4 protein-coding genes are annotated in these 4,166 nt (G+C 68.9%); 3 read left to right on the top strand and 1 reads right to left on the bottom strand.

The window, feature by feature from the left end; translation table 11 throughout:
- Positions 1 to 84: 84 nt before the first annotated feature.
- Positions 85 to 2,094, top strand: coding sequence for a M3 family metallopeptidase (locus VDQ18_RS23060; RefSeq protein WP_323023196.1), 2,010 nt, complete (start codon positions 85 to 87; stop codon positions 2,092 to 2,094).
- Here VDQ18_RS23060 and VDQ18_RS23055 read toward each other — a convergent pair.
- Positions 2,066 to 2,791 carry a YafY family protein gene (locus tag VDQ18_RS23055; protein ID WP_323023195.1) on the bottom strand — a complete coding sequence of 242 codons (726 nt, stop codon included), beginning with the start codon at positions 2,789 to 2,791 and terminating at the stop codon, positions 2,066 to 2,068. The two genes, VDQ18_RS23060 and VDQ18_RS23055, sit on opposite strands and share 29 nt — an antisense overlap.
- A 72-nt stretch (positions 2,792 to 2,863) precedes the next feature.
- On the opposite strand from VDQ18_RS23055, the gene VDQ18_RS23050 reads away from it, so the two are divergent.
- Together VDQ18_RS23050 and VDQ18_RS23045 are read left to right on the top strand one after the other, a co-directional pair.
- On the top strand, positions 2,864 to 3,466 hold the full coding sequence (locus tag VDQ18_RS23050; RefSeq protein WP_323023194.1) for a glutathione S-transferase family protein: 603 nt from the start codon (positions 2,864 to 2,866) through the stop codon (positions 3,464 to 3,466).
- Between the two features lie 62 nt (positions 3,467 to 3,528).
- Positions 3,529 to 4,020 carry a DUF1993 domain-containing protein gene (locus VDQ18_RS23045; RefSeq protein WP_323023193.1) on the top strand — a complete coding sequence of 164 codons (492 nt, stop codon included), beginning with the start codon at positions 3,529 to 3,531 and terminating at the stop codon, positions 4,018 to 4,020.
- Positions 4,021 to 4,166 lie beyond the last annotated feature (146 nt).

The raw sequence follows: 4,166 nt of genomic DNA, 5'->3' as shown, positions 1-4,166 counted from the left end.
CCCGGCACGCCGCAGAGGTGGGGCGCGTTGAAACCGGGTGCGGGCGGGTGCATATCTGGGGAAATGTTCAGACAGGAAGCCCCGATGACCAATCCGCTGCTCTCCGACTGGCACGGCCCTTTCGGCCTGCCGCCCTTCGACGCGATCAAGGACGCGGATTTCGCGCCCGCTTTCGAGGCGGGGCTGGCCCAGGGCCGTGCGGCCATCGCGGCGATTGCCGGCAATCCCGAGGCGCCGAGTTTCGCCAACACGATCGAGGCGCTGGAGCAGGCCGACGCGCTTCTGGACAAGGTGGGCGGCGTGTTCTTCAACCTCTCGGGGTCCGATTCCAACCCGGCGCGCGAGGCGTTGCAGCGGGATCTGGCGCCGAAGCTCTCGGCCTATTCCAGCGAGATCACCTCGAACGCGGCGCTCTGGGCGCGGATCGACGACCTCTGGCAGCGGCGCGATGCGCTGGGCCTCAGCCCCGAACAGGCGCGGGTCTTGATGCTCTATCACCGGATGTTCGTCCGGGCCGGGGCGGCGCTGGACAAGGCGGGGTCCGACCGGATGGCGGCGGTAAAGTCGCGGCTGGCGACGCTGGGGACCGAATTCACCCAGAACCTGCTGGCCGATGAACGCGACTGGTTCATGGTGCTGGACGATCTGGCGGGCCTGCCCGATTTCGTCGTCGATACCGCCCGGGCGGCGGCGAAGGAGCGGGGTCTCGAGGGGCATGTCATCACCCTGAACCGCTCGCTGATCGTGCCCTTCCTGCAATATTCCACCCGCCGCGACTTGCGCGAAAAGGCCTATGAGGCCTGGGGCAAACGGGGCGCCAACGGCGGCGCCACCGACAACCGCGCCATCGCCGCCGAGACGCTGGCGCTGCGGCACGAACGCGCCGCGCTGCTGGGCTATCCCAATTTCGCCGCCTTCAAGCTGGAGCCCGAAATGGCCCGCAGCCCCGACAAGGTGCGCGACCTGTTGATGCGGGTCTGGGAGCCCGCCGTGGCCAAGGCGGGCGAGGATGCGACGGCGATGGAGGAACTCCTCCATGCCGACGGCTTCGCGGGGCCGCTGGAGCCCTGGGACTGGCGCTTCTATGCCGAGAAGCGGCGCAAGGCGCTGCATGATTTCGACGAGGCGGCGCTGAAGCCCTACCTGTCGCTCGACGCGATGATCGAGGCGGCCTTCGACGTGGCGCACCGGCTGTTCGGCCTGACTTTCACGCCGCTGGACGTGCCGCTTTACCACCCCGACGCCCGGGCCTGGGACGTCACCCGCGACGGGCGGCACATGGCGGTCTTCATCGGCGATTACTTCGCCCGGCCGTCGAAACGCTCGGGCGCCTGGATGTCGACCTTCCGCGACCAGTCGGCGATGGCGGGCGAGGTGCGGCCCATCGTCGTCAACGTCTGCAACTTCGCCAAGGGCGATCCGGCGCTGCTGTCCTGGGACGATGCGCGGACCCTGTTCCACGAATTCGGCCATGCGCTGCACGGGATGCTGACCGATGTGACATACAAGTTCATCTCGGGCACCTCGGTGGCGCGCGATTTCGTGGAACTGCCCAGCCAGCTTTATGAACACTGGCTGGAGGTCCCCGAGGTAATCGAGACCCATGCCAAGCACTGGCAGACGGGCGAGCCGATGCCGCTGGACCTGCGCGAGAAGCTGAAAGGCGCGGCGACCTGGGATCAAGGCTTTGCGACGGTCGAATTCCTGGCCTCGGCCATCGTCGATCTCGAGTTCCACGACGGCCCGCCGCCCGCTGATCCGATGCAGAAACAGGCCGAGATCCTGGAGAGCATCGGCCTGCCGCACGCGATCCGGATGCGCCATGCGACTCCGCATTTCGCCCATGTCTTCGCCGGGGACGGCTATTCCTCGGGCTATTACAGCTACATGTGGTCCGAGGTGATGGACGCCGACGCCTTCGCCGCCTTCGAGGAAGCGGGCAGCGCCTTCGACCCCGAGACGGCGAAGAAGCTGGAAAGCTTCATCCTGAGGGCGGGCGGGTCGGAGGAGGCCGAAGAGCTGTACCACAAGTTCCGCGGCGCCATGCCGGGGGTCGAGGCGCTGCTCAAGGGCCGGGGGCTGATCGCGGCCTGACCTCGGCCGCGTGGCGGGCGCGGCGCTGGACCATGTAGTCGCGCAGCAAGGAGACGCGGCGGGGGCGGAAGCTCTCGCCGCCCGGCTCGGCCCGCTCGATCCGGCTGACGTGGAAGACGCGGAAATCCTGACGCAGGCGGCAGAAGGCCAGCAGCATCAGCGTGCGTTCGGAATAGGACAGCGACAGGGGCCAGACCGGGCGCTCGCTGACCCGCTCCTGCATGTCGCGGTAGCGGATCAGCAGCGAGGTCTCGTCCCAGCAGGCCTGCCGCAACAGCCCCAGATCGACGGTGACCGGCGGGCGGGCATCGGGCGGATACCAGGCGTGCAGGACCGGGTGCATCGCCTGCCGCGCCTGCCGGTCGGGCAGCGTGGCGGCGATGCGGGCGACGGCGTTGCGCCCGGCCCGGGCCAGTGCCGGGTCGCCCATCTGGTCGAGCGCGCCGAGCGCCAGCACCAGCGCCTCGATCTCCAGCCGCGAGAAGCTTTGTGGCGGCAGGGCCGGATCCTCGGTCAGCGTGTAGCCCAGTCCCGCCGCCCCGTCGATCAGGGCGCCGCCCGCCCGCAAGGTGGCGATGTCGCGGTAGAGCTGGCGCTCGGAGACGCCGGTCTCCTCGGCCAGACGCGCGGCCGTGACCGGCGCTTTCAGCCGGCGCAACGCATCCATCAGGCGCATCAGGCGGTCGGTTCTTGCCATGGGACTTGCTGCCGTAAAGTGTCAGGAGGGCCAGCCTATACCCCGGGCATCGCAATGCCAAAGGAGGTTCTCATGGCCACGCTGTTTCATTCGCATAATTCCCGCTCCTCGGCGCTGGTGACGCTGATCGACGAACTGGGCGCGGAGGTGGAGATCCGCGAGGTGACGATCCCGCGCATCGACGGCTCGGGCGGGCGCGACCCGGCCAATCCGCATCCCGAGGGCAAGGTGCCCTATCTGGTCGATGGCGACGAACAGGTGCGCGAGCGGGGGGCGATCATGCTCTACCTGACCGACAAATTCCCTGCCGCCGGGATGGGCCCGCTGCCCGGGCAGAAGGGGCGGGGGGCCTATCTGTCCTGGCTCGCCTACTACCAGGGGGTGATCGAAACGGTGCTCTTGCTCGATTACGCGCAGATCGACCACCCGGCACTGCACGCGGCGATCCGCGACAAGGCGGTGATGTTCGCGCAGCTGGAGGCGGCGCTGGCGAAGGGGCCCTGGCTGCTTGGCGAGCGCTTCTCGGCCGCCGACCTGCTCTGTGTCAGCCCCTTCCTGTGGTTCCCCGATTTCATCCCCGACATGCCCCTGATCCGCGACTGGGTCGAGCGCTGCGGCGCCCGCCCCTCGGTCGAGAGGACGCTGGCCCGGGATGCGGCGGTGGCGGCGGCGTGAGCGGGGCTTGACGGGAAGCGGCGGCGGGTGATCTGTGGCATCAGACGCGCGCAGGAGGACCCATGTACGCCGCTTCCATCCCCGTTTTCACCCGCTTCCTGACCGCGCTTTCGGGCGTGCTGGCCAAGGCTGAAAGCCATGTCGAGGCCCAGGGCATCAAGCCCGAAGCCCTGCTGGGCTTCCGGCTCTACCCCGACATGCTGCCCTTCACCCGGCAGGTGCAGCTGACCACCGATTTCGCCACGCGCGGCGCCGACCGGCTCTGCGGGCGCGAGGTCCGCAGCTTCCCCGATACCGAGACGAGCTTCGCCGAGCTGCGCGCCCGTCTGGCGGCGGCGGGGGATTACCTCGGCAGCTTCTCCCCCGCCGATTTCGAGGGGGCGGAGACGCGGGAGGTGGTGCTGACGCTGAGGATCGGCGAGATGCGGATGCCGGGCGCGCAGTTCCTGGAGGCCTATGCCAAGCCGCAGTTCTTCTTCCACATGACGACGGCCTACGACATCCTGCGCCACAATGGCGTGGCGCTGGGCAAGCGGGATTTCATGGGGGCGTGACGCGTCAAGAGCGCGGGGGAGATGTTTCGCCCTCGTTGCCCGCTGTCGCGGGCGCCTCGGGCGACCAACGGCGCGGCGTCGCCGCGCCGAAGAAGGGGGGCTTTCTGCCCCCCTCTGCCCTGCGGGCATTCACCCCCCGAGGATAT

Origin of the sequence: Pararhodobacter sp. (assembly GCF_034676075.1) — a bacterium.
Lineage (GTDB): Bacteria > Pseudomonadota > Alphaproteobacteria > Rhodobacterales > Rhodobacteraceae > Pararhodobacter.
Note: the sequence above shows the minus strand (reverse complement) of the source record. Positions and strands in the feature narration are given on the sequence as shown.

Coding starts and splice junctions, on each gene's coding strand:
- VDQ18_RS23055 (WP_323023195.1), bottom strand. CDS start 2,791: ATGGCAAGAACCGACCGCCTGATGCGCCTGATGGATGCGTTGCGCCGG.
- VDQ18_RS23050 (WP_323023194.1), top strand. CDS start 2,864: ATGGCCACGCTGTTTCATTCGCATAATTCCCGCTCCTCGGCGCTGGTG.
- VDQ18_RS23045 (WP_323023193.1), top strand. CDS start 3,529: ATGTACGCCGCTTCCATCCCCGTTTTCACCCGCTTCCTGACCGCGCTT.
- VDQ18_RS23060 (WP_323023196.1), top strand. CDS start 85: ATGACCAATCCGCTGCTCTCCGACTGGCACGGCCCTTTCGGCCTGCCG.